This window comes from Paenirhodobacter sp., assembly GCF_047600745.1.
Classification (GTDB): domain Bacteria; phylum Pseudomonadota; class Alphaproteobacteria; order Rhodobacterales; family Rhodobacteraceae; genus Rhodobacter.
Genome location: NZ_JASGKI010000004.1, coordinates 247,881 through 271,782 on the forward strand (window position 1 = coordinate 247,881; position 23,902 = coordinate 271,782).

Genomic DNA, 23,902 nt, shown 5'->3' on the forward strand with positions numbered 1-23,902 from the left:
CCAAGGTGCAGTCTGTTCCCATCCGGAGGAGCCCATGACACAGGCAACGCTTACGATTTCATCGAAAAACTACTCGTCCTGGTCGCTGCGCGGCTGGTTGTTGTGCAAGATGTCGGGCATCGCTTTCGAGGAGCAGCCGGTCGATTTGCAGGATGCGGGCGCGCGGCAGGAACTGCTGCTGCTCACGCCCACGGTGCTGGTGCCCCGGCTGACCCATGGCGCGGTCGAGGTTTGGGACACGCTGGCGATTGCCGAATATCTGCACGAGACCTTCCCGAAGGCCGGGCTCTATCCCGCCGACACGGCCGCGCGTGCACAGTGCCGGTCGATTTCGGGAGAGATGCATTCGGGCTTTTACAACCTGCGTTCGGCGCTGCCGATGAACCTGAAGGCGCGGCACGAGCGGTTCAAGATCTTTTCCGGTGCGCGCCCGGATGTCGAGCGGGTCAGGATGATCTGGCGCGAATGCCTGGCGCGCCATGGCGGGCCGTTCCTGTTCGGCGCCGCGCCGAGCGTGGCCGATGCGATGTATGCGCCGGTCTGCACCCGGTTCCGGACCTATGCTGTGCCCCTGGAAACCCGGTTGGAGGATTATGTCGAGACCATCCTCGACTGGGCGCCGATGCAGGAATGGACTGCGGCGGCGCTGGCCGAGCCGGAGGAAATCGCGGAACTTGAGGTCGAGTTCTGACGCGCGCTTGACCCCTGCCGGGATTTCCGTGACACTCAGGTGAATTTCCCCAGAGGAAAACGGAATGAACGAAACACCGAAGGCGAACCAACGCCTGTCGCAGAACCCCCATGCCCTGCGGGAGATGCGGGAGAAGAACCTCGAAGTGGCGATCGGGCGTCAGGTGCGCGAATTGCGCAAGCGCCAGCGGATGACGGGATCCGATCTGGCGCAGCAGACCGGCCTGTCGGTGGGGATGCTGTCGAAGATCGAGAACGGAGTGATCTCGCCCTCGCTGACGACGTTGCAGGCGCTGGCGAATGCACTGCGGGTGCCGCTGGTGCAACTGTTCTCGGGCTACGAGGAACCGCGCGGCGCGATGCATGTCAAGGCCGGGCAGGGCGTCGAGATCGAACGCGCGGGCACCCGCGCCGGGCATCAATATCACCTTCTGGGCCATATCGGCTCGAACAATTCGGGCGTGGTGGTGGAACCCTATCTGATCGTTCTGGATGCCGAGAGCGACCGTTTCCCGACCTTTCAGCATGAGGGGATCGAAATGCTCTATATGCTGGAGGGGGTGGTGGATTATCGCCACGGCGAGCAGATCTTCCGGCTGGAACCGGGTGACAGCCTGCTGTTCGACGCGGATGCGCCGCATGGACCGGAAAGCCTGGTGCAACTCCCGGCGCGCTACCTGTCGATCATCACCTATCCGCAGGCGAAATAGCGCCCGGGTTCGGGTATTTCGGGAAGACGCGCGCCCCGGTGTGGGGCGCGCGGCAAGGGTCACTTCAGGATCGAACGGCCCGCGTATTCGGCGGTTTCGCCCAGCATTTCCTCGATCCGGATCAGTTGGTTGTATTTCGCCAGCCGGTCGGAGCGCGCGAGCGAGCCGGTCTTGATCTGGCCGCAGTTGGTCGCCACGGCGAGGTCGGCGATCGTCGCATCCTCGGTTTCGCCCGAACGGTGCGACATGACGTTGGTGTAGCGCGCGCGATGCGCCATTTCGACGGCCTGCATCGTTTCGGTCAGCGTGCCGATCTGGTTCACCTTCACCAGCATCGCATTGGCGACGCCCTTCTGGATCCCCTCGGCCAGACGCGCCGGGTTGGTCACGAACAGGTCGTCGCCCACCAGCTGCACCTTGCCGCCGAGCGTGTCGGTCAGCAGCTTCCAGCCTTCCCAATCGTCTTCGGCGCAGCCGTCTTCGATCGAGATGATCGGATAATCGGCCACCAGCTTCGCCAGGTAGTCGATGTTTTCGGCCGAGGTCAGCGACAGCCCCTCACCCTTCATCTCATACTTGCCGCCCTTGAAATATTCGGTCGAGGCGCAGTCGAGCGCGAGGTAGATATCTTCGCCCGGCTTGTAGCCCGCCTTTTCGATCGACTTCAGGATCAGGTCCATCGCCTCGCGTGCCGAAGCGATGTTCGGCGCAAAGCCGCCCTCATCGCCGAGGCCGGTCGACAGGCCCTTGGACGACAGTTCCTTTTTCAGCGTGTGGAACACTTCGGAACCCATCCGCACGGCGTCGCGGATATTGCCCGCGCTGACCGGCATGATCATGAATTCCTGAATGTCGATCGGGTTGTCGGCATGTTCGCCGCCGTTGATGATGTTCATCATCGGAACCGGCAGGACGCGGGCCGAGGTGCCGCCGACGTAGCGGTAGAGCGGCTGCGTGGTGAAATCGGCCGCGGCCTTCGCGCAGGCGAGAGAGACGCCGAGGATGGCATTCGCGCCCAGCCGGCCCTTGTTCGGCGTGCCGTCGAGTTCGATCATCATGCGGTCGATGGCGACCTGTTCGGTCACGTCCTCGCCCACCAGATTTTCGGCGATTTCGCCGTTCACGGCCATGACGGCTTCGAGAACGCCCTTGCCCATGTAGCGGGATTTGTCGCCGTCGCGGCGTTCAACCGCTTCGTGTGCGCCGGTCGAGGCGCCCGACGGAACCGCGGCACGGCCCAGCGTGCCGTCTTCGAGGATCACGTCGACCTCGACGGTCGGGTTGCCGCGACTGTCGAGGATTTCGCGCGCGTGGATGTCGATGATCGTGCTCATGGAAGATCTCCGGTCAAGCGTTTCGGTTGAACCTATACCCCGGGGCCCCGCCTGCGAAAAGGGGCGCCGCACCTGTTAGCGACGGACAGTGGCCATTCTGCGCGCCTGCCGCCACAGCACATAGAGCCCGGAGCCGACGATCACCGCCCCGCCGATCAGCGTCGCGGCATCGGGCGCCTCGCCGAAGGCGAGCCAGCCGAGGATCAGCGCGAAGATCAGCCGGGTGTAGCGGAAGGGCGTGATGACCGACATTTCGCCGATCCGGACCGAGGCGATCAGCATGTAATAGCCGACCACCCCGCACAGCACGGCGCCGCAGATCAGGCCCCATTGCGCCGGGGTCGGCGGCACCAGCGCGCGCCCCTCGATCAGCAGCACCAACGCCCCCGCAGGCACCACCGCCAGAAACCCCAGCGTCGCCAGTTGCAGCGAGGAGACCGAGGCCGGAACCTTGCGCGTCACCACATCGCGCACCGCCAGCCAGAACACCGAAAACACCGCGCAGAGCGCCATCGGCGAGAAATCCGTCCCCGGCCGCAGCGCGATCAGCACGCCGATGAACCCGACCCCGATCGAGAGCCATCGCCGCCAGCCGACCTGTTCGCGCAGGAACAGCGCCGCGCCCATCGTGACCGCAAGCGGCGTCGCCTGCTGGATCGCGGAGGCCTGTGCGAGCGGGATACTGGCCAGCGCGGCGAGGTAGAGCATCGCGGTAGCGAGTTCGGAAAAGCTGCGCAGCATCACGGGGAAGGTGAACAGCGCCCGCTCCGTCAGGCGCCGCCCGCTGATCCATGTCGCCACCGCGAAGGCCCCGCCCCCGAGGCCGCCGAGCAGCAAAAGCAGCTCCCCCACCGGCAGATCCACGCTCAGCCCCTTCATGGCCGTGTCCTCAAGCGCGAAGGCCAGCATCGAGGCGACCATCAGCAGGCTGCCGCGCAGGTTTTCCATATCCGTCTCCCGGCGAATGTCCCTCCGGATCTGCCCGAAGCGCGGCGCGCGGTCCAGCGGGCGATTGTGCCCGGGACAATCAGCGCGTGCTCAGATCGGCCCAGATCGGCAGGTGGTCCGAGGCGCGCCGCGCGAGCGGGCTGTCGAACACCCCCATCCGCAGCACGCGCAGCCCCGGGCTTGTCACCAGCCGGTCAAGCCGCCCGAGAGGCGCGCGGGACGGATAGCTCGGCCCCGGCAGGTGGAGGTCATAGCCGTGCAGCGCCTCGAACCCGTTGCGCTGCGACCATTCGTTGAAATCCCCGATCACCAGCGCCGGGGAGCGCGCGGCCATCATCTCATGCGCGATGCGGGTCCACTGGTCGCGCCGGTCGGTGCGGCGCAGGCCCAGATGCGCGGCGATCAGCAGAAAGGGCGGATCCTGCGGCGGCGCCACCAACAGCCGCAATGCGCCACGCGGCTCCAGCCCCGGCAGGTCGAACCCGGCTGTATCGAGCACCTTCGCATCCTTGCGCAGCAGCACCGCCTGCCCATGCCAACCCAGCGATTCGGGGCCGGTGCGGGGCAGGTCGGCCAGCCGGAAATCGGTCTCCCGCGCGATCAGATCGGCAGGCAGCGCGGCGGGCCGGTTGCCCATCCGCCGGTCGACCTCCTGCAACGCGACGACATCGGCAGAGAGCGCGTTGATCACGCTCAGCACCCGCTCCGGATCGCGCTTGCCATCCGTGCCGACGCATTTGTGCAGGTTATAGGAAGCGATGCGGAAGGTCATGTTATCCGTGCGTTATGCGGCGTTGTTCAGGTTCCGCAGAAGGTGCGGCTGACGATTTCCTCGGGCCGGGGCGCGGCTTCCAGATCCGCAAACCGCGGGTCCGGCACATAAGGCGTGGCGAGCGCGTCATTCAGGCGGTGGAACGGGGTGAGGTCGCCCGCAACGGCGGCTTCGATCGCCTGTTCGATCCGGTGGTTGCGCGGGATCCGCACCGGGTTCGCGGCCTCCATCAGGCCGGCGGGCTCCTGCGCGATCCGGGCGCGCCAGCCCGGTTCCCAGGTGTCGAAGGCCGCCGGGTCGGTGAATTCATCCCGCGCGGTGCCGGTGATCAGGCCCCGGAAGGTGCGGGTGAAATCGGCGCCTTCCGAGGCCATGCGCCCGAGCAGCCCCTCGATCAGCGGGCGGTCTGCATCGGTGGCCTGTTGGATGCCGATCTTGGCGCCAAAGCGGCGCAGCCATTCGGCCTGAAACACCGGCACGAACCCCTGAACCGAGTTGGTGGCGGCCTCGACCGCGCCTTCGCCCATCAGCGGCAACAGGCAGGTGGCCAGCTGCGCGAGGTTCCACGCCGCGATTTGTGCTTGATTGGCATAGGCATAGCGGCCGAACTGATCAATCGACGAAAACACCCGCGCCGGGTGATAGGCATCCATGAAAGCGCAGGGGCCATAGTCGATCGTTTCGCCCGAAACCGCCATGTTGTCGGTATTCATCACGCCATGGATGAAACCCACCGACATCCACCCCGCGATCAGCCGCGCCTGCGCCGCCACAACAGCATCCAGCAGCCCGAGCGGCCCCTCGGCCCCCGGATAATGCCGGGCGATGACGTGATCGGTGAGCAGGTGCAGCGCCTCGGTATCGCCGCGCGCCGCGAAATATTGGAAGGTGCCGACGCGGATATGGCTGCGCGCGATCCGCGTCAGAACCGCGCCAGGCCGGGGGAAGCCGTCGCGCCAGATCTGCTCGCCCGTGGTCACCGCCGCCAGCGCGCGGGTGGTCGGCAGGCCAAGCGCCGCCATCGCCTCCGACACGACATATTCGCGCAGCACCGGCCCAAGCCAAGCCCGCCCGTCGCCCCGGCGCGAAAACGGTGTCTGCCCGGCGCCCTTCAGTTGCAGGTCGAACCGCGCGCCATCGGGAGCGACGATTTCCCCGAGCAGCACCGCCCGCCCATCGCCCAACTGCGGCACCCAGCCGCCGAACTGATGCCCGGCATAGGCCTGCGCCAGCGGCGCGGCCCCCTCGGGCACCGCATTCCCGGCCAGAACAGCGGTGCCCTGAGGGCTTTCCAGCCAGTCGGGATCGAGGCCAAGCCGTTCGGCCAGCGCCCGGTTCACCGCAAGCGGCGCGGGCGCGGCAACCGGAACCGGTGGCTGGCGGGCAAAGAACCGTTCCGGCAGGCGGGCATAGCTGTTGTCAAAGGGCAGGGTCATGCCGCCAATATAGGTCAGGGCCGCAGCCGCGCCAACCGTTCCGTGAGCAGGGAATAGAACCCCTCGGCATCGACCTGGCCCAGAAAGGTCGCGTTCGGCGCCCGATCGGTGACGCGCCACCAGTCGGCCACGGTCATGCCCCGGGTCAGCGGCGATTGGGTTTCGATCTCGACATTGATCCGGCGGCCCGCGAACAGGTCCGGGCGCAGCAGCCAGGCGATGACGCAGGGGTCATGCAGCGGCGCGCCATCCGATCCGTATTTCGTTTCATCGAACCGCTCGAAGAAGGCGAGCCAGTCGGCGACCACCCCGGCCACCCGCGTGCCGATGGCGCGGATCGCCGCGATCCGGGCGCGGGTGGTGAGCACCCGATGCGTGACGTCGAGCGGGACCATCACCACGTCAACGCCGCTTTTCAGAACGATTTCCGCCGCTTCTGGGTCGACATGAATGTTGAATTCGGCGGCGGGGGTGATGTTGCCCACCTCGAAATAGGCGCCGCCCATCAGCACGATCTGCCGGATCCGCGGCGCGATGTCCGGCGCGCGTCGCAACGCCGTGGCGATATTGGTGAGCGGGCCAAGCGGGCACAGCGTCACCGTCCCGGGTGGTTCGCGGCGCAGCGTGTGGATCAGGAAATCGACGGCATGTTGTGGTTGCAGCGGCAGCGTGGGTTCAGGCAGGTCCGCGCCGTCAAGCCCGCTCGGCCCATGGACATGTTCCGCCGTCAGCAGGTCGCGCGTGATCGGCCGGTCGCACCCCGCGAAGACCGGGATGTCGGCCCCGGCGAGTTCCAGCACCACGCGGGCATTGCGGGCGGTCCGCGCCAGCGGCACATTGCCCGCAACGCAGGTCACGCCCAGAACCTCGATCTCCGGACTGGCGAGGGCGAGCAGGATGGCGACGGCATCGTCCTGCCCCGGGTCGGTGTCGATGATGATCCGCTGCATGTCAGTCCTGCTCCGCGGCTTCGAGGGCTTCGAGCGCTTGAATCCAGAGGTCTTCGGCGCGGCTCATCGCCTCGCGCGCCTCGGCATGCTTGAGCAGCCACTTGTCCCGCTCCACCGCCCGCGCGGCTTCGTAAAGCCCGGGATCGGCGAGCTTTTCATCCAGCTTTTCAATCATTTCCGAGAGCTTTTTGACACGCTCCTCGCATTTGCGCGCCTCGGCCCGGAGTGCCAGAACCGCATCGCGCGAGGGTTTCGCGGGCTTGTCCTTCTTCGGCGCGGGGCGTTCCGCCGGATCGCCCGCCAGAAGCTCGGCCCGGTATTGTTCCAGATCCCCGGCATAGGGCGCGACCTGACCAGCCTTCACCAGCCACAGCCGATCCGCCACCATCCCCAGCAGGTGCATGTCGTGGCTGACCAGCACCACGGCGCCGGAATAGGCGGTCAACGCCTCAACCAGCGCCTCCCGGCTTTCGATGTCGAGGTGGTTGGTCGGTTCGTCGAGGATCAGCAGATGCGGCGCGTCGAGCGTGGCGAGCAGCAGCGACAGCCGCGCCTTCTGCCCGCCCGAGAGCTTGCGCACCTCGGTCTCGGCCTGATCGGCGAACAGGCCGAACCCCGCCAGCCGGGCGCGCAGCTTGGACTGATGCTCCTCCGGCCGCAGCCGTTGCAGATGCACGAGCGGCGTGGCGTTCAGGTCGAGCTCATCCACCTGATGCTGTGCGAAATAACCAATCCGCAGTTTCGATGACCGGGTAATCGCTCCATCCATCACCTGAAGTTTGCCCGCCAACAGTTTGGAAAGCGTGGATTTCCCCTCGCCATTCCGACCCAGAAGCGCAATCCGGTCATCCTGGTCGATACGCAGGTTCAGCCGCCGCAGCACCGGCTTGTCATAGCCCACCGAAGCGCCTTCCAGCGCGATGATCGGCGGGTGCAGCTGTTCGGGCGACGGGAAGCTGAAGGCAACCTTCGCGGCCTCTTCGGGCGCGGTGATCGGCTCCATCTTCTCCAGCATCTTGACGCGTGCCTGCGCCTGCGCGGCCTTGGTGGCCTTGGCCTTGAAGCGGTCGACGAAACTTTGCAGATGGGCGCGGCGGGCGTCTTGCTTCTTCGCCTCGGCGGCCTGATTGGCGCGTTGCGCCGCGCGCAGCCGGGCGAACTGATCGTAGGGGCCGTTCCACAGCGTCAGCTTGCGGTTTTCCAGATGCAGGATTGACCCCACGGCGCGGTTCAGCAACTCCCGGTCGTGCGAGATGATCACCACCGTATGGGGATATTTCACCAGGTAGCTTTCGAGCCACAGCGCCCCTTCGAGGTCGAGATAGTTCGTCGGTTCGTCCAGCAACAGCAGGTCCGGCTGCGCGAACAACACCCCCGCCAGCGCCACCCGCATCCGCCAGCCGCCGGAGAAGTCCGAGCAGGGGCGTAGCTGCGCCTCGGCATCGAACCCCAGCCCCTTCAGGATCGCCGAAGCGCGCCCCTCGGCGGACCAGGCGTCGATGTCGGCCAGCCGGGTCTGGATGTCCGCGATGCGGTGCGGGTCGGTCGCGGTTGCGGCCTCGGCCATCAGCGCGCTGCGCTCGGTGTCGGCCGCAAGCACCGTGTCGATCAGCGAGGTGGCTGACGACGGCACCTCCTGCGCCACGCCGCCGATGCGCGCGCGCGAGGGCAGGGAAATCTCTCCCGATTCCAGCGCAAGCTCGCCCCGGATCAGGCGGAACAGCGTGGTTTTGCCGGCGCCATTCGCACCGACAAGGCCGACCTTGTGGCCGTCCGGGATCACCGCCGAAGCGTGATCGAACAGGGGGCGGCCCTCGACCGCATAGGAGATGTCAGTTATCTTCAGCATGGCGCAGTCCTGCCCGAGCCCATGCGTGCCGTCAACGGTTCATGCGCGGCAGCGGGGGTTTTCAAGCGCAAGCGGCCATGGTAGCAGTCGCGCGTGAAACCTGACCGGGCAGACAAACCCCGGGGCATTTTGGAAAGGCTCCCCTCATGGCCATCGAACGCACGCTGAGCATCATCAAGCCCGACGCGACCCGCCGCAACCTGACCGGCAAGATCAACGCGAAATTCGAGGAAGCGGGCCTGCGCATCGTCGCGCAGAAGCGCATCAAGCTGAGCCCGGAACAGGCCGGCAAGTTCTACGAAGTCCACAAGGACCGCCCCTTCTACGGCGAACTGGTGGAGTTCATGGCGTCCGAGCCGGTCGTCGTGCAGGTTCTGGAAGGCGAAGGCGCCATCCTGAAAAACCGTGAAGTGATGGGCGCGACCAACCCGGCGCAGGCCGCAGACGGCACCATCCGCAAGGAATTCGCACTGTCGATGGGCGAAAACTCGGTCCACGGTTCGGATGCTCCGGAAACCGCGGCGCAGGAAATCGCCTTCTTCTTCTCGGGACTGGAACTCGTCGGCTAAGGCCCGCGATTTCGCTCGGATCGGGCCGCTTCCAGAAGGAGGTGGCCCTTTGCATTTCCGGATATGCAAAAGCGCCGACATCGCGGATGTCGGCGCGGGCTGTCACCCATTCTGGGGATCAGATCGCGGGGCTCAGATCGACGCCCAATCCCGGATCTGCGCCGCGCCCTGTTGCGCGGGTTTCGGCGCCTGAGCCTGTTGCTGTGCCACGGGGGCCGTCTGCGCGCCCGGCTGCTGCACAGCCGATTGGGTCGCCTGCTGTTGCGCGCCCATCTGTTGCGAGTTCTGCATTGCGTGCCTCATTCAGGTCGCATTTGCCTTGAAATAAGGCGGTTTGAAAACTGCGACCTAAATAGGCAGTTAGGCTGAGCAACCACCTTCCGTCAAGACGGACGCAGGCGGCGCGGGGTGCTCTCGCGAGGATGTTACAATTCTGCCATGTCGGCGACACCGGAGGATTCCGGGAAAGCCGCCGGGCGCCCGCAGATGGCCATCGTCCGCGTACCGGGCATTTGCAACAGCCGTTCCAGCGCCAGATTGTCGGTGACCAGATCGGCCAATGTCCATTTGTCCAGCGCCGCATAGAAAGCCTCGACCGCCGCTTCAAGTGCGCCACGGAACAGGCAGGCCTCGCGCAGCGGGCAGGTGTTCGCCGCCGGATCGAAGCATTCGGCAAAGGGCAGGGTCGATTTAAAGGTGCGCAGAACCTGCCCGACGCAGATCTCCTCCATCGGGCGCGCAAGACGCAGGCCACCGGAACGTCCCCGCTGGGTCTCGATGAACCCCTCCTGCGCCAGCGTGTTGACGACCTGCGCCAAGTGATTCTCGGAGGCGTTGCAGGCCGCTGCGATGTCATGTTTGCGCACGATACGTCCGGAGTTGACGGCGCAGAACATCAAGGTGCGCATGGCGAGATTGGTTCTTATGGTCAGTCGCATATGGCTTCCTCGAATTTTCCCAAGGCTAACCGGAATGCGCGCCGCATGATTTGATACAAATCATGCAAATGTGAAAAAACCCGCCCCCGGAAGGGAGCGGGCCATGACTGGGATGCCGCGCGGTTCAGGCCAGCATCGCCACCGGATTCTCAAGGTTCTCGACGATCGCCGCCAGCAGCTTCGCGCCAAGCGCCCCGTCGATCACCCGGTGGTCGACCGAGAGCGTCATCGACATCATCGTCGCCACTTCGATCTGGTCATCCTTGCCGACGATGGGTTTGCGGATCCCCGCGCCCACGGCCAGGATCGCGCCATGCGGCGGGTTGATGACCGCATCGAAACTGTCGATGCCGAACATGCCGAGGTTCGAGATCGCGAAGCTGCCGCCCTGATATTCCTGCGGTGCCAGCTTGCGGTCGCGCGCCCGTTTCGCCAGATCCTTCATCTGCGTCGACAGCGCCGAGAGCGAGCGCGTTTCCGCATCCCGCAGCACCGGCGTGAACAGCCCGCCCTCGATCGCCACGGCGACCGCGACATCCGACGCCTTCATCTTCAGGATCCGGTCGCCCGCCCAGACGGCATTGGCATCCGGCACCTCCTGCAACGCCAGCGCGCAGGCCTTGATGATGAAGTCGTTGACCGAGAGTTTCACCCCCCGGGCGTGGAGCTTCTGGTTCAGTTCGGTGCGGAAGGCCAGCAGCGGATCCAGATTCACCTCGCGGCGGAGGTAGAAATGCGGGATGGTCTGCTTCGCTTCGGTCAGCCGCGCGGCGATGGTCTTGCGCATGCCGTCGAGGGTGACTTCCTCATACGCACGGCCTTCGTAGAGCTTCGCGACGTTCGACACCGGAGCCGCCTGCGGAGCGGCCGGAGCCGCAGCCACTGCCACCGGGGCCGCCTTCGGCGCGGGTTGCGCGCCTTCGACATCCGCCTTGACGATCCGGCCATGCGGGCCGGAGCCCTTCACCGCGCTCAGGTCCAGACCTTTTTCCGCCGCGATCCGACGGGCGAGGGGCGAAGCGAAGATCCGCTGCCCGCCGGCCTTCGGCGCAGCCGGAGCCGCAGCCACCGGGGCCGCCGCAGCCACTTCGGCCTTCGGCGCCGGAGCGGCGGCGGCCTTGGGTGCGGGCACGGCGCTCGCATCCTCGCCCTCTTCCAGCAGGACGGCGATCGGGGTGTTGACCTTTACGCCGGCGGTGCCTTCGGGGATCAGGATCTTGCCGAGAACGCCCTCATCGACCGCCTCGAACTCCATCGTCGCCTTGTCGGTCTCGATCTCGGCGAGGATGTCGCCCGACTTGACCGTATCGCCTTCCTTCTTGACCCATTTCGAAAGCGTCCCTTCCTCCATCGTCGGGGACAGCGCGGGCATCAGAATTTCGGTTGCCATCTCTCATACCCCTCAGCGGTAGGTGACTTTCTTGACCGCCTCGACGATCTCGTCCACCGTCACCAGCGCGAGCTTTTCGAGGTTTGCGGCATAGGGCATCGGCACGTCCTTGCCGGTGCAGTTGATCACCGGGGCGTCCAGATAGTCGAAGGCGCGCTCCATGATCACCGCCGACAGGTGGTGCGAGAACGAGGCCACCGGCCAGGCTTCCTCCACCGTGACGCAGCGGTTGGTTTTCATCACCGAGGCCAGAACCGTGTCGTAATCCACCGGGCGCAGGGTGCGCAGGTCGATCACCTCGGCCGAAATGCCCAGCTCCGCCAGCTTGTCCGCGGCGTCGAGCGTATGGCCCACGCTGATGCCCCAGGTGACCAGCGTCACATCCGTGCCCTCGCGCCAGATCCGGGCCTTGCCGAAGGGGATGGTGAAATCGGGCAGGTCCGGCACTTCGAAGGACTTGCCATACATGATTTCGTTTTCGAGGAAGACCACCGGGTTGTTGTCGCGGATCGCGGTCTTCAGCAGGCCCTTCGCATCGGCTGCCGAATAAGGCATCACCACCTTCAGGCCGGGGACCGAGGCATACCAGGCCGCGTAATCCTGCGAGTGCTGCGCCCCCACGCGGGCCGCCGCGCCATTCGCGCCACGGAACACGATCGGGCAGCCCATCTGACCGCCGGACATGTACAGCGTCTTCGCCGCCGAGTTGACGATCTGGTCAATCGCCTGCATCGCGAAGTTGAAGGTCATGAATTCGACGATCGGACGCAGGCCGCCAAAGGCCGCGCCGACGGCGATGCCGGTGAAGCCATGTTCGGTGATCGGCGTGTCGATCACCCGCTTCGCGCTGAACTCTTCGAGCAGCCCCTGCGAGACCTTGTAGGCGCCGTGATATTCGGCGACTTCCTCGCCCATCAGGAAGACGTTCTCGTTCGCACGCATCTCCTCGGCCATCGCCTCGCGCAGCGCCTCGCGCACGGTCAGCGTCTTCATCGGCGTGCCTTCGGGCCAGTCGGGCGAAGCCTTCGACACCACCGCGACCGGCTCCGCCACGGGGGCGGCAGCCGCCGCGACCGGGGCAGGGGCGGCCGCCACGGGGGAGACCGCGGATTTCACCGCATCGGCGGCGCTTTCGCCCTCATCGGCCAGGACGGCGATCGGGGTGTTGACCTTCACGCCGGCGGTGCCTTCGGGGATCAGGATCTTCGCCACGGTCCCTTCATCGACCGCTTCGAATTCCATCGTCGCCTTGTCGGTTTCGATTTCGGCGATGATCTGGCCGGAGGAAACGGTGTCGCCCTCCTTCACCAGCCATTTCGAGAGCGTGCCTTCCTCCATCGTCGGCGACAGGGCGGGCATCAGAATTTCGGTTGCCATCGGTCAGTCCCTCACGCGTAGATGTCGGTCCAGAGTTCGCTCAGCGCGGGCTCTGGGCTTTCCTTCGAGAATTCGGCGGCCTCGTTGACGATCGCCTTGATGTCCTTGTCGATCGCCTTCAGGTCGTCATCGGTCGCATGACCGCCGTCCACCAGCAGCGCGCGGACATGCTCGATCGCGTCGTGATGTTCCCGGACGTTCTGCACTTCTTCGCGGGTGCGGTATTTCGCGGGGTCGGACATCGAATGCCCGCGATAGCGGTAGGTCATCATTTCGAGGATATACGGCCCGTTGCCTGCGCGACAATGTGCCACGGCCTTTTCGCCCGCCGCCTTTACCGCCAGCACGTCCATGCCATCGACCTGTTCGCCCGGGATGCCGAAGGCGATGCCGCGGCCGAACAGCGTCTGCGATTTGGTCGAGCGCTTGACCGAGGTGCCCATCGCATATTGGTTGTTCTCGATCACATAAACCACGGGAAGTTCCCACAGTTCCGCGATGTTATAGGCTTCGTAGACCTGGCCCTGGTTCGCCGCGCCATCGCCGAAATAGGTGAAGGTGACGTTATCCGTGCCCTTGTATTTGTCCGACAGCGCCAGCCCGGTGCCGATCGGCACCTGTGCGCCGACGATGCCATGCCCGCCGTAGAAGTGCTTCTCTTTCGAGAACATGTGCATCGAGCCGCCCTTGCCGCGGCTGTAGCCGCCCTCGCGCCCGGTGAGTTCCGCCATCACGCCCTTCGGATCCATGCCGCAGGCGAGCATATGGCCGTGGTCGCGGTAGGAGGTGACGCGTTTGTCGCCCTCTTTCGCCGCGGCTTCGAGCCCGACGACCACCGCTTCCTGCCCGATATACAGGTGGCAGAACCCGCCGATCAGACCCATGCCATAAAGCTGGCCGGCCTTTTCCTCGAACCGCCGGATCAGCAGCATTTCGCGGTAGTATTTCAGAAGATCGTCCTTCGAGACATTCGCACCTTCGGGCGCGGCGGTCTCGGTGGGCTTGCGAGCAGCCATCTGGCTTCCTCCCCATTGCCGAAATAGTTCAACATTAAACCATTCCTTACAGCAAGGCGCCCCGAGACGCAATCACCGATGCCCGCAGACATGCAAAAGCCCGCGCGGAATGGCGCGGGCCGGAGGCCGTGAACGGGGGCTCAGCGGATGACGATTTCGTCCGGGCGCACGGTGCCCAAAACTTCGCGCGCGCGTTCGTCGAGCAGGTCGAGGTCGAGGAAATCGTCGGACAGCCGCCGGGTCAGATTCGCCATCCGCCCCACCTCGGCCTTCAGCGCGTCGCGCTCCGCCGTCAGGCTGGCGATTTCCGCGTCGATCTGAACCCGCCGGAACATGCCGTAGTTGCCCTGCAACGCCGCGAAGGTGAAGTAGAACCCCAGAACGAAGGCGAAGAAGAAGAAAACGAAGATGAACGGACTGCCCTTGCGGGTCATGCTGCTGCCCCATGCCTGCGGCCGTTTCCCGGCCCTTTGGCAGAAGATGCCACAGTGCCGGGCCGCAGGCCAGACTATTCCTGAATGCTCTTGATATATTCCATCAGCCGGACCAGCCGCAGGGGTGTGGGCGTGTCGATCCCGTCGCCGGTGTCATACAGCACCGTCCGCCCTTCAAGCATCTCGTCGAAGGCGGGCATCTGGCCGGGCTGCGCGCCGACCACGCGGCCATGCTCGCGATAGCCGACGATCTTCGACATCACCCGCGCCTCGGGGAAATTGCCTTCATTCATCTGCGTCAGATCGGCCAGCGGTGTCGGGTTCAGCTTCATTTCCCGCGCGAGCGGGCCGGGGGTGGTGCCGGTGCCGTGGCAGGTGGCGCAATAGGTCTCGTAATCCTGCCGCGCGCTGCCCGGACTATCGGGCAGGGTGCAGGCCATGAGCAGGACGGGAAGGACGAAGGCGGGGATGACTCGCATGGGCTACTCCTTTCGGTCAGGGGATCACGTCCCGCCGCCGACCGCAACCTCAGTCGCCGATCACCATCAGATCAGCGCTGCGCAGCCCCAGAACCACGGTCTCTCCCACCTTCGGCGGCACGCCGACCGAGGTGTTGAACGTGTCGAAGGCGATCATCTGCCCCCCGAGTTCCGCCCGCAGCCGGATCACCGAGCCGAGGAAATCCACCTCCGCGATCCGCCCGGTCAGGCCGATGTCATGGCCGTTCTGGCCAAGGCTCACCGCCTCCGGACGCAGGCCCAGCGACACCCGGCCAGCCGGCAACGGGCGGTGCAGGATGGTTTCCGTCCCCGCGATGCGGATCCGGCCGGTTTCGGGGTCCAGCACCTCGGCATCGAGCGTGTTCAGCGTGCCGACGAAGCCCGCCACGAATTTCGTCGCCGGGTGGTTGTAGATCTCGAACGGCGTGCCGACCTGATCGGCGATGCCCGCGTGCATGACCACGATGCGGTCGGACATCGACAGTGCCTCTTCCTGGTCATGGGTGACGAAGATCGTGGTGATGCCGAGGTCGCGCTGAATCGCGCGGATCTCGTTGCGCAGGCTCACCCGGACCTTCGCATCGAGCGCCGAGAGCGGCTCGTCGAGCAGCAGCACATGCGGCTTCGGCGCCAGCGCACGGGCCAGTGCCACCCGCTGTTGCTGCCCGCCCGAAAGCTGAAACGGATAGCGCCCGCCAAGGTCCGGCAGGCCGATCAGTGCCAGCATCTCCTCCACCCGCTGCGCGATCTCCCGCGCGGGGGTGCCCTTGACCTTCAGCCCGAAGCCCACGTTCTGCGCCACGGTCAGGTTCGGGAACAGCGCATAGGCCTGAAACACCATGCCGATGTTGCGCTGGTTCGGGCGGCGGGCGGTCACGTCCTTGCCGTCGATCACGATATTGCCCGAGGTCGGCACCTCGAACCCCGCGACCATGCGCAGCACCGTGGTCTTGCCGCAGCCCGAGGGTCCGAGCAGCGAAATGAACTCGCCTTTTTCCACGTCGAGGTTGAAATCCCTGACCACGCGCGTCGCGCCGAAGGATTTCTGGAGATTCCGGAGGGACAGGAAGGTCATGCGCGCGCCTTGTCGAATTTGGAGAAACGGGTGACGAGCTGGATCAGCCCCATGCAGGCCCAGGTGATGACGAAGGCGATGGTGGCCAGCGCGAAGGGCTCATAGGCGCGGTTCGCGCCCATCAGTTGCAGATAGGGGCCGAAGGCCGGACGGTTCAGCAGCGCCGCCATGGTGAATTCGCCCATCACGATGGCGAAGGTGACAAAGGCCCCCGACAGCACCGCGACCAGCGTATTGGGCAGGATCACCCGCGCCAGAATCGTCACCCAACCGGCGCCGAGCGACTGTGCCGCCTCGGTCAGGGTTGCCACGTCGATCGTGCGCAGCCCGGTATCAATGGCGCGATACATATAGGGCAGCGAGAGTGTCATATAGCCCACCAGCAGCAGCACATTGGTGCCGAAGGTCGTGCCGGTCAGCGGCAGCCAGCTAGAGGTGTTGTAAAGCCGGATATAGCCGAAGACGATGACGATGGCCGGAATGACCAGCGGCATCAGGGTGATGAACTCGATCCACGGCCGCAGCCACGGCATCTTCAGCTGCACCCAGAACGCCGTCGGCACCACCAGAAGCACGCCGAAGACGATGGTCAGCACCGCCATCAGCACCGAATAGCCGAAGGTCGCGCGGAACTGCGGATCGGCCAGAACGACGCGATAGGCCTCAAGGCTGTATATGCCGCGTTTCATCGACAGCGAGAATTCCACCATGCCGATCAGCGGCAGGATGAAATAGAGCATCCCCAGGATCAGGATGGACCAGGCCGCCGCCTTCTTCATTTCAGCCACCTTTCGGACCGCATCCGCAGCCAGATGTAGATCACATTCGCCACGCCGGTGACGATGATCATGCCAAGCGCCATCGCATAGCCCAGATGCGGATTGCCCAGAACATCGCCCCGGATCTGCGCGAACAGCATGATCGGCACGATGTTCAGGCTGGACCCGGTGAGCGCGATGGCGGTGGCGATGGCCCCGAAGGCATTGGCGAACAGCAGCGCGAAGGTGCCCAGGATCGCCGGAAACAGGATCGGCAGCGCCACCATCCGCCAGTATTGCGCCGCCGTCGCGCCCAGGCATTCCGACGCCTCGCGCCATTCGCGCTTCAGCCCGTCGAGCGCGGGGGTGATGATCAGGATCATCAGCGGGATCTGGAAGAACAGATAGGTGATCGTCAGGCCCCAGAAGCTGAGGATGTTGAACCCCATCGCCCGCAGGTTGATCCCGAACTGCGTTTTCAGGAAGACGGTGATCAGCCCGAGCGGCCCCAGCGTCGCCAGAAAGGCGAAGGCCAGCGGCACGCCCGCGAAATTCGACGCGACGCCGGAAAAGGTCAGCAGCGGCGCCCGGATCGGCTTTGGCAGCCCGCCCAGCACCACCGCCGCCGCGATCAGGAAGCCGACGAGGCAGCCGAGCAGCGAGGAGGCGACCGAGATCTTGATCGAGATCCAGTAGCTCGACAGGATCGAGGGGGTGAACAGCCCGCGCAGGTTTTCCAGCGTGAAGCCGCCGTCGGGCGTCTGGAAGGCGCCGATGACGATCTTCATCGTCGGCGCGATCAGGAACAGCAGGATGAACAGGGCAAAGGGCAAAAGCCCGAGCCAGGCCAGCGGCAGGCGGGCCTTGGGGGGAGGGGTGTCACGCACGCGGAACGGTCCGGTTCAAATGGGGAGCGCCGCGCCCCGAAAGGCGCGGCACCCGCGTTACTGCACGTTCGCGCCGACGACCTTGTCCCAGCCGCCGGTGACCGCTTCCTTGTTCGCCTCCTGCTCGTCGAGCGTCGGGAAATAGGCCTTGGCATAGGCTTCGGCGGGCGGCAGCGCGTCGAGCAAGTCCTTCGGGATCTTGCCCGCCGCCGACATCGCGTTGAACCGCGCCGGGTGGCAGTAGCCCTTCAGCCAGGCGGTCTGGCCTTCGTCGGAGTAAAGGTATTCCATCCACAGCTTCGCCGCGTTTGGATGCGGCGCATGGGCGGAAATGCCCTGAACATAAACGCCCGCCAGAACGCCGGACGCCGGAACGACGACTTCGGCCGGGGGGTTGCCCTGCAACCCGTCGCGCCAGACCAGCGCGTTATAGTCCCAGGCGATAACGATCGGCGTCGCGCCCTGCGCGAGCGTGCCGGCCTTGCCGATGGTGGGAACGAAATTGCCCGCGGCGTTCAGCTTCTTGAAGAACTCAAGACCCTTTTCGCCCGCTTCCTTCCCCGGCTTGCCACCTTCGGCGAGACCCGCCGTCAGCACCGCCAGAATCGCCTGGTTCGAGGCGCGCGGATCGCCCGCCAGAGCCACCTGACCCGCATATTCGGGCTTCAGCAGGTCCGACCAGTCGGTGGGAACGGTATCCACCAGATCCTTGTTCACCATGAAGGACATAACGCCGTAGTAACCGGCATACCAATTGCCCTCGGGATCCTTCACCTCGGCCGGGATCTCGTCCCACGCGGCGACCTTGTAGGGCGCGAGCAGCCCCTCAGCCTGTGCCTGCGGGCCGAAGGACAGGCCGACGTCGATCACATCGGGCGCCTGCGGGCCGGTGTTGCCCTTGTTGGCGCGAATCGCCTCCAGCTCATCCGCCGAACCGGCATCGGGGTTCAGCTCGTTCACCTTGATTTCGGGGTATTTGGCCTTGAAGCCTTCGATCACGCCGCCGTAGCCGCACCACGAATGCGGCAGGGCGATGGTGGTCAGCATCCCCTCCTTCTTCGCGGCGGCCTCCAGCGCGGCCAGATCCTGCGCCTGGACCAGGGCCGTGGTGGCCATCAGGGTCGCGGCTCCGGCGAGGCAGGCGGTCAGCCAACGCATCGGATAAATGCTCATTCTCATCTTCTCCCCTATCGGATTCCGGGCCCGGGACGGGCTCGGATGGCGTAGGCGCCTTCTGTGACAGTCTTGCGACACGGGCACCTTTGCGCCGGTTTTGTTGATCGGCACGTCAACACTTGCGCGGTTTTTGCGGCAATGCAACAAATCTGTCATGGTTTCGTGACATGGCTTTCCGCGCGCGGCAATGGGCGGCATTGCGTTGCGGGCACTTATCTGGCTCCATCGCCGCAACGGGGATGCAAAGGGAGGCGACTCGGGCTATGCTGCGACGCGGCATTCCGGGTGCGGAGGGGGCGGGTAATGGTCGGCAAGGTGATCACTGTGGCGCAGCAGAAGGGCGGCGCCGGCAAGACGACGCTGGCCGTGAACATGGCGACCGCGCTCCTGCGGCAGGGGCTGCGGGTGGCGCTTCTGGATACCGATCCGCAGGGTTCGCTCGGCCGCTGGTTCATGACCCGGCGCGAAACGCTGGGCGCGGCGGGGCTGGAATTCTCCACCTCTTCCGCCTGGGGCGTCAGCTACGAGGTCGAAAAGCTGAGGAAACTGGTGGATGTCATCATCATCGACACTCCGCCCAAGGTGGACAGCGACCTGCGCCCCGCGCTGCGCGAGGCGGATGTGATCGTGGTGCCGATCGCGGCGAGCCTGGTTGACCTCTGGGCGACCGAAGGGGTGCTGGATCTGGCGCGGCGCGAGGGGAAACGGCCGAAGCTGGTGCTGAACCGGGTGCGTGGCGGGACGCGGCTGGATGGCGAGGTGCGCGCGGCGGCCTCGGCGCTGGAGGGCGATCTGCTGCCGGTCGCGCTGGCGCATCGGGTGGTTTATGCCGAAACGCTGGGGCAGGGGCTGGGCGTGGTCGAAGCGCCGCGCAACGGCCCGGCCAGCGGCGAGGTGCAGGCCCTGGTCGCCGAGGTCATGGCCCTTTAGCACGGCTTCCCGCGCCGACACCGCGCATCGGCGCAAGGCCGGTCACGCGGGCCGCAGCGGTGTCACCTTCAGGCGCAGGATGCGGTTGTCCTTGCGGCTCATGACCTCGAAGCGGAAGCCGTGGAAGGCGAAGACCTGGCCTTCCTCGGGGATGGTCTGGGCCTCGTGGATGACAAGGCCCGCGATGGTGTTCGCCTCGTCATCGGGCAGGGTCCAGTCGGTCTCCCGGTTCAGGTCGCGGATCGTCATTGCGCCGTCGACGACATAATCGCCGGTTTCGGTGGGGCGAAGCTGCCGGTCCGCTTTCGGGTCCATCTCGTCGGTGATTTCGCCGACGATTTCCTCGATGATGTCCTCCAGCGTCACCAGCCCGCGCAGGTCGCCATATTCGTCCACCACCAGCGCGAAATGCATCCGGCGCTTGAGGAATTCACGCATCTGCTCGTTCAGTGGCGTGGTGTCGGGGATGAAATAGGGCTTCATCGCCACCTTCATCACGTCCAGATCCTCAATCGAATCGAGCTTGCCATCACCCGTGCGCAAGAACCTGTCGACGGCGCGCAGCAGATCCTTGGCATGGATCACGCCGACCACATTCTCGCGCTCTCCCTTGTAGAGCGGCAGCCGGGTGTAGGGCGAATTCAGCACCGCCGCCAACAGATCGTCGGGCGGTTGTTCGACATCCAGCATCTCGATCTGGCTGCGGTGGCGCATGATTTCCGCGACGGTGCGGTTGTCGAGGTCGAGCGCGCCCAGCAGCCGGTCGCGCTCCTCCTTGTCGACGGTGCCTTCCTCGGCGCCGATGGCAAGGGCGTCGGCGATCTCCTCCTTGATCGAAAACATCTGTTCGGCATCCGCCCGCAGGCCGAAGATCCGCAGGATCAGCCGCACGATCGCACGCGCTACGGAGACCACGGGCGCCAGCACGCGGATCAGCCCCCGGATCGGGCGGGCGACCCGGACGGCCACCGGTTCGGCGAAGGAAACCGCATAGGTCTTTGGCAGGATCTGGGCGAAGATCAGCACCAGCACCGTCACCAGCAGCGTGGCCAGCGCGACGCCCGAAGACCCGAAGGCCCGCGTGAACAGTGCCGTCGCCAGGGCGGCCGACAGGATATTCACGACATTGCTGCCCAGCAGGATCGCGCCGCTCAGCCGTTCGCTGTCCTCGACCACAGAAAGCGCGGTCTCCGCCGCCCTGTCGCCACGATCGGCCCGGGCGCGCAGGCGCGGGCGGCTGACCGCCGTCAGGGCCGTTTCGGAGGCGGAGAAGAACGCCGACAGCAGCAGCAGGCAAAGGATCGCCCCGGCGGTCAGCCAGAACACGAGGTCTAGGGAGTTGTCCATGGGGCGGCACTATGCGCGGGCGGCGCGCGTCATTCAAGGCTTCGCCAGCGGGTGATGGTCAAGCACCAGCGCGCGCAGGCGTTCCTCCAGAACATGGGTGTAGATCTCGGTCGTCGACAGATCAGCATGGCCCAGCAGCATCTGGATCGCGCGCAGATCGGCGCCGCCCTGCAACAAGTGGGTGGCGAAGGCATGGCGCAGGACGTGGGGCGTCACCCGCGCCGGGCTGACATTCGCGGCAACGGCGATGTCCTTGATCAGCGCGTGGAAGGTCTGGCGCGGCATGAAGCCTTCCTTCGACCCCGAGGGAAACAGGAAGCGCGAGGGCGTCGCGCGCCGTTTCAGCCGGGCCTCTTCCTCCGCCGCGTCCCGGGTTTTCAGCCAGGCGGCCAGCGCCTCGCGCGCGGGGGGGCTCAGCGGCACCATCCGTTCCTTCGAGCCCTTGCCGCGTACCAGCAGCATCTGCGGATTACCCCGCGCCGCCGCGACGGGCAAGGAAACCAGTTCGCTCACCCGCATTCCGGTGGCGTAAAGCAGTTCCATCAGGCAGCGGTTGCGGATCTGGTCGGCCTCGGTCCGCCCGACGGTGCCCGCCGCCTCAAGCAGGGCATCGACCTCCTCGATCGCAAGGGTCTTCGGCAGCCGCTGCGCCTTGCCCGGCCCGGCGATCCGCAGCGCCGGATTATCCGCGCGCCAGCCCTCCTCATAGGCGAAACGGTAAAGCTGCCGGATCGAACACAGCCGCCGCGCGCGGGTGGATTTCGCCAGCCCCTCGGCCTCGCAACGGATCAGATAGGCTTCAATGTCGGCCCGCGTCAGATCCGCCAGCGCCAGCCCCCGCGACTGTGTGAAGGACAGGAAATCCGCCAGATCCCGGCCATAGGACAGCACCGTATTGCGTGCAGCCCCGGCCTCGGCGGCCTCGGCCTCCAGAAAGGTGGAGATCCAGCGGGCATCGGGCGGGCTCATCCGTCGCGCTCCAGCACCACCAGTTCGATCGCCGTCCGCCGCGCCACCGTTTCCAACCCGCCGCGCCGCAGGAGCGACAGGCCGCTTTCCACCCGCCGGTAATCACCCTTCGCGCCCTCGGTGATGTCGTCGATCGCGTTCAGCAGCGCCGCGCCCCGCCGGTTCGCCGGAAGATCGGGGCCGGAGGGCGAGGCATCGAACACCCGTTTCAGCATCAGCCCAAGCCGGTCCTGTGCCTGCGCACCCGAGGTATCGCCAAGCGCGATGCCGCGCAGCAGCGCCTCGTCCGGATCCTCGGGCGTCCGGGCCCGCGCCACATCGTCATAGTCGCGCGTCAGCAGCCCGAGCCGGAAGGTCAGGCGCCCGGCCTCGTCCGGCAGGTCCAGCGCCGCCAGCCGTTCGGCGAACATATCGGCCAGCGCGGGTTCCAGCTCCTGCGACTGCATCGCGTCCCAGGCGGCGGGGAGCAACTGCGCCACCCGCGCGGTCTTCCCCGCCGTCAGGGCCCGGTCGAGCCCGGAAATCACCGTCACCCGGTCCCAGACCCCGCCCGAGGCCGACGCCTTTTCCTGCGTGTAAAGGCCCAACAACTGGTTCGGCGACAGCACCCCCACCCGGGTCAGCCGCTCGGCCGCCTCGATCTGCGCCTTCCAGCCGGAATGAGATTGCAGATCCGCCTGCGCGAAGGCCACCGGCAGCGTGCCCGTGGGCATCGGCTCGCCGATCGCATCCAGCATCCGGAACACCAGCGGCGTCGGCCGGGTCGGCGGCGGCAACGGCGCCTCCTCCTCGGCCAGTTCGGGGTCCAGGAACCGCTCCAGCAACCCGGCCATCTCGTCGTCGATCTGGCCAAGCGCGCGCCCGGTCTGATAGCTCAGCGCGGCGGCGTTCCAGTCCCCCCGCCGCGCAAGGCAAAAGATCCGCGCCGGGAACGAAGGCGCCACCGCAGGCGTGTCCGTCATGATCTCGCAGGCCTTGTCCTCCTGCCCGAGCAGAAGCGCCACGTCGAACCGGCGGCGGAAGATCTCGGCATCGTTCGAGGGCGCCTGTTCCAGCAGGGCCATCGCCTGATCCAGCGCGCCCATGTCCAGAAGCCGGTCCACCCGCGCGAGGAACAGCACATTGCGCCCACCCGGAGCCGGGATCCGGGGCGGGTCGAGTTCGGCGAGCAGCAGTTCCATCAGAAACGCCTGGACCGAGGGCAGGGTGTCCACCCGCTCCTTGCGCAACTGCGCGGCAAGGTCGGCCTCCGGCGTGTCGCCCCACAGATCGGCGGGAAGGCCCGAGCGCGCGGCGGAAACCAGCCCGATCGCATTGGCATTGCCCGCCGAAGCGTCCAGCGGGCTGACCGCAACCGGCTCGTCGGTGACGCCGCTGACCGGCGGTTCGCCCGGCACCGGCGCGCGCAGCGACACCGATCCGTTCGATGGCGCGACGGCGGGGGGCTTTGCCACGGAACGCGACAGCCAGTCGATGGCGGACATCGGCCGGTCCTCGGCCAGTGCGCCAAGCGGAAGCACCAGCCCCGGCACCAGAAACAGCCGCCCAAGACCCCGCATCGGCTTAGTTGCCACCCGTTCCTCCGGGCGCCGTCATGCCGGGCAGGGTGACCTCCAGCCGCTGCTGCTGCGAGGCAGGCGTCATGTCGCCCAGATAGGCATAGCCGATCACGCCCAGAATCCCCAGGACAAGAAGAATTGCGATCGCCAGAAGAATGCGCCCCATGTAAGTCTCTCGTTTGTCGTTGTTGTTTTCGTTGTCCTTCGGCTCCGGACGGACGGATGCCGCGGATGCGCCGACGATTATATATGGCATTTCCGAGAAGTTCACGCCATTCAGGGACAGGA

The 23,902-nt window shown here is 66.0% G+C and carries 25 protein-coding genes; 4 read left to right on the forward strand and 21 right to left on the reverse strand.

The features are described from left to right. Window positions 1-34: 34 nt before the first annotated feature. Window positions 35-691 (forward strand): glutathione S-transferase, encoded by a 657-nt coding sequence (locus tag QM789_RS09815; protein WP_420351737.1) that lies wholly within the window; start codon window positions 35-37, stop codon window positions 689-691. 64 nt (window positions 692-755) lie between these two features. Then, complete coding sequence (locus QM789_RS09820; protein WP_420351738.1) at window positions 756-1,400, forward strand: helix-turn-helix domain-containing protein; 645 nt, start codon at window positions 756-758, stop codon at window positions 1,398-1,400. Window positions 1,401-1,459: 59 nt separating this feature from the next. Here the strand turns inward: QM789_RS09820 and eno are convergent, their stop codons facing one another. The 6 genes from eno to QM789_RS09850 form a co-directional block, all read right to left on the reverse strand. After that, window positions 1,460-2,734, reverse strand: coding sequence for a phosphopyruvate hydratase (gene eno / locus QM789_RS09825; RefSeq protein WP_420351739.1), 1,275 nt, complete (start codon window positions 2,732-2,734; stop codon window positions 1,460-1,462). A gap of 75 nt (window positions 2,735-2,809) precedes the next feature. Beyond that, window positions 2,810-3,682, reverse strand: coding sequence for a DMT family transporter (locus QM789_RS09830; protein ID WP_420351740.1), 873 nt, complete (start codon window positions 3,680-3,682; stop codon window positions 2,810-2,812). 79 nt (window positions 3,683-3,761) lie between these two features. Further along, window positions 3,762-4,454: an endonuclease/exonuclease/phosphatase family protein gene (locus QM789_RS09835; protein WP_420351741.1), complete on the reverse strand. Its 693-nt coding sequence runs from the start codon at window positions 4,452-4,454 to the stop codon at window positions 3,762-3,764. 26 nt (window positions 4,455-4,480) lie between these two features. Continuing rightward, entirely contained in the window at window positions 4,481-5,890 is a 1,410-nt protein-coding gene (locus QM789_RS09840; RefSeq protein ID WP_420351742.1) for a protein adenylyltransferase SelO, read from the reverse strand. 14 nt (window positions 5,891-5,904) lie between these two features. Next, entirely contained in the window at window positions 5,905-6,840 is a 936-nt protein-coding gene (locus QM789_RS09845) for a nucleoside hydrolase (RefSeq protein WP_420351743.1), read from the reverse strand. Between the two features lies 1 nt (window position 6,841). Next, window positions 6,842-8,689 (reverse strand): ABC-F family ATP-binding cassette domain-containing protein, encoded by a 1,848-nt coding sequence (locus QM789_RS09850; RefSeq protein WP_420351744.1) that lies wholly within the window; start codon window positions 8,687-8,689, stop codon window positions 6,842-6,844. A gap of 146 nt (window positions 8,690-8,835) precedes the next feature. Here QM789_RS09850 and ndk point away from each other — a divergent pair, with 146 nt between their 5' ends. Next, window positions 8,836-9,258 (forward strand): nucleoside-diphosphate kinase, encoded by a 423-nt coding sequence (gene ndk, locus QM789_RS09855; protein WP_420351745.1) that lies wholly within the window; start codon window positions 8,836-8,838, stop codon window positions 9,256-9,258. 132 nt (window positions 9,259-9,390) lie between these two features. Here ndk and QM789_RS09860 read toward each other — a convergent pair whose 3' ends face one another. The 11 genes from QM789_RS09860 to QM789_RS09910 form a co-directional block, all read right to left on the reverse strand. Then, the gene (locus tag QM789_RS09860; protein WP_420351746.1) at window positions 9,391-9,549 is read right to left on the reverse strand and encodes a hypothetical protein; all 159 of its coding nucleotides are present in this window, start codon (window positions 9,547-9,549) and stop codon (window positions 9,391-9,393) included. A gap of 134 nt (window positions 9,550-9,683) precedes the next feature. Then, window positions 9,684-10,196 (reverse strand): RrF2 family transcriptional regulator, encoded by a 513-nt coding sequence (locus QM789_RS09865; RefSeq protein WP_420351747.1) that lies wholly within the window; start codon window positions 10,194-10,196, stop codon window positions 9,684-9,686. Window positions 10,197-10,320: 124 nt separating this feature from the next. Then, window positions 10,321-11,586 carry a pyruvate dehydrogenase complex dihydrolipoamide acetyltransferase gene (locus tag QM789_RS09870; protein ID WP_420351748.1) on the reverse strand — a complete coding sequence of 422 codons (1,266 nt, stop codon included), beginning with the start codon at window positions 11,584-11,586 and terminating at the stop codon, window positions 10,321-10,323. Window positions 11,587-11,598: 12 nt separating this feature from the next. Further along, window positions 11,599-12,963, reverse strand: coding sequence for a pyruvate dehydrogenase complex E1 component subunit beta (locus QM789_RS09875; RefSeq protein WP_420351749.1), 1,365 nt, complete (start codon window positions 12,961-12,963; stop codon window positions 11,599-11,601). Between the two features lie 11 nt (window positions 12,964-12,974). Further along, window positions 12,975-13,979 carry a pyruvate dehydrogenase (acetyl-transferring) E1 component subunit alpha gene (gene pdhA, locus QM789_RS09880; protein ID WP_420351750.1) on the reverse strand — a complete coding sequence of 335 codons (1,005 nt, stop codon included), beginning with the start codon at window positions 13,977-13,979 and terminating at the stop codon, window positions 12,975-12,977. Window positions 13,980-14,119: 140 nt separating this feature from the next. Further along, complete coding sequence (locus QM789_RS09885) at window positions 14,120-14,413, reverse strand: FtsB family cell division protein (RefSeq protein ID WP_420351751.1); 294 nt, start codon at window positions 14,411-14,413, stop codon at window positions 14,120-14,122. A 74-nt stretch (window positions 14,414-14,487) separates the two neighbouring features. Continuing rightward, window positions 14,488-14,892, reverse strand: a complete 405-nt coding sequence (locus QM789_RS09890; protein WP_420351752.1) for a c-type cytochrome — start codon at window positions 14,890-14,892, stop codon at window positions 14,488-14,490. Between the two features lie 49 nt (window positions 14,893-14,941). Then, window positions 14,942-15,988, reverse strand: coding sequence for an ABC transporter ATP-binding protein (locus tag QM789_RS09895; RefSeq protein ID WP_420351753.1), 1,047 nt, complete (start codon window positions 15,986-15,988; stop codon window positions 14,942-14,944). Continuing rightward, window positions 15,985-16,767: an ABC transporter permease gene (locus tag QM789_RS09900; RefSeq protein ID WP_420351754.1), complete on the reverse strand. Its 783-nt coding sequence runs from the start codon at window positions 16,765-16,767 to the stop codon at window positions 15,985-15,987. The genes QM789_RS09895 and QM789_RS09900 overlap by 4 nt, the downstream gene beginning before the upstream one ends. Continuing rightward, window positions 16,764-17,633: an ABC transporter permease gene (locus QM789_RS09905; protein WP_420351755.1), complete on the reverse strand. Its 870-nt coding sequence runs from the start codon at window positions 17,631-17,633 to the stop codon at window positions 16,764-16,766. Before QM789_RS09905 ends, QM789_RS09900 begins: the two co-directional genes overlap by 4 nt. 57 nt (window positions 17,634-17,690) lie before the next feature. Then, the gene (locus QM789_RS09910) at window positions 17,691-18,806 is read right to left on the reverse strand and encodes an ABC transporter substrate-binding protein (protein WP_420351756.1); all 1,116 of its coding nucleotides are present in this window, start codon (window positions 18,804-18,806) and stop codon (window positions 17,691-17,693) included. A gap of 306 nt (window positions 18,807-19,112) precedes the next feature. Here QM789_RS09910 and parA point away from each other — a divergent pair, with 306 nt between their 5' ends. Next, window positions 19,113-19,739: a ParA family partition ATPase gene (gene parA / locus QM789_RS09915; protein ID WP_420351757.1), complete on the forward strand. Its 627-nt coding sequence runs from the start codon at window positions 19,113-19,115 to the stop codon at window positions 19,737-19,739. 42 nt (window positions 19,740-19,781) lie between these two features. Here the strand turns inward: parA and QM789_RS09920 are convergent, their stop codons facing one another. From QM789_RS09920 to QM789_RS09935, 4 genes are read right to left on the reverse strand one after another with little or no spacing between them, the layout of a single operon-like run. Then, a complete protein-coding gene (locus QM789_RS09920; protein ID WP_420351758.1) occupies window positions 19,782-21,086 on the reverse strand; it encodes an HlyC/CorC family transporter in 1,305 nt (434 codons plus the stop codon). Between the two features lie 33 nt (window positions 21,087-21,119). After that, entirely contained in the window at window positions 21,120-22,055 is a 936-nt protein-coding gene (locus QM789_RS09925; protein ID WP_420351759.1) for a site-specific tyrosine recombinase XerD, read from the reverse strand. Beyond that, entirely contained in the window at window positions 22,052-23,629 is a 1,578-nt protein-coding gene (locus QM789_RS09930; RefSeq protein ID WP_420351760.1) for a hypothetical protein, read from the reverse strand. The genes QM789_RS09925 and QM789_RS09930 overlap by 4 nt, the downstream gene beginning before the upstream one ends. Then, the gene (locus QM789_RS09935; RefSeq protein WP_420351761.1) at window positions 23,619-23,780 is read right to left on the reverse strand and encodes a hypothetical protein; all 162 of its coding nucleotides are present in this window, start codon (window positions 23,778-23,780) and stop codon (window positions 23,619-23,621) included. Before QM789_RS09935 ends, QM789_RS09930 begins: the two co-directional genes overlap by 11 nt. Window positions 23,781-23,902 lie beyond the last annotated feature (122 nt).